This is a genomic window from Vibrio sp. MM46 (assembly GCF_027587135.1).
Lineage (GTDB): Bacteria > Pseudomonadota > Gammaproteobacteria > Enterobacterales > Vibrionaceae > Vibrio > Vibrio harveyi.
Window position 1 is genome coordinate 1 of record NZ_JAPPTO010000105.1, and the last position, 561, is coordinate 561.

At 41.2% G+C, this 561-nt stretch carries 1 protein-coding gene; it reads right to left on the bottom strand.

Annotation, left to right across the window (positions count from 1 at the left end; genetic code table 11):
* Positions 1–131: 131 nt before the first annotated feature.
* Complete coding sequence (locus tag OH459_RS28130; RefSeq protein ID WP_053053589.1) at positions 132–536, bottom strand: DUF1801 domain-containing protein; 405 nt, start codon at positions 534–536, stop codon at positions 132–134.
* Positions 537–561: the final 25 nt, after the last annotated feature.

Consider the following 561-nt stretch of genomic DNA (forward strand, 5'->3'; position numbering starts at 1 on the left):
TAACGCCCTGTTAAGGTGTGAGCAACGCAATACCAATGCCGCCGCATACCACCTTAAACACTAAACGCAACGCATAGCAAAAATGCCAAGCGTTGCGAATCACTCTTAAACAGATTGTTATGTGAATTTTATTACGCGCCTAAAAGAGGTAAGTTTTTACGCTGCTGATAGGTTAAAGCCAACTCTAAACAGGACTTAATCACTCTTTCTGATATCGGTTTCGATAAGGACAGAACTATTGCTCTATTTCCCTGAAACACCAGTTCTTCACCATACAATTCCCGAAATGTATCGACGAGCTTGGTTTGGCAATTAAAGAAAAGGTAATAGTTGTTAGGAGACTTGAGTTTCCAGTCCATTCTTAGCGGACTGCCTGTTTTTACACTGTAGCTTGGTTCACCCCATTTTAGAGTTTCTTCAACTTCACCAAGTTCCAACTCCGATGCTATTTGAAAGACTAGATTTCGTAGCTCCGCTAACCTAACACGAGCATTTTCTGGGTATTCATCAAAGCGATCTTTGACTACCTTGTTCATTGGAATCTCCTATTCACATAACGCC

Coding starts and splice junctions, on each gene's coding strand:
- OH459_RS28130 (WP_053053589.1), bottom strand. CDS start 536: ATGAACAAGGTAGTCAAAGATCGCTTTGATGAATACCCAGAAAATGCT.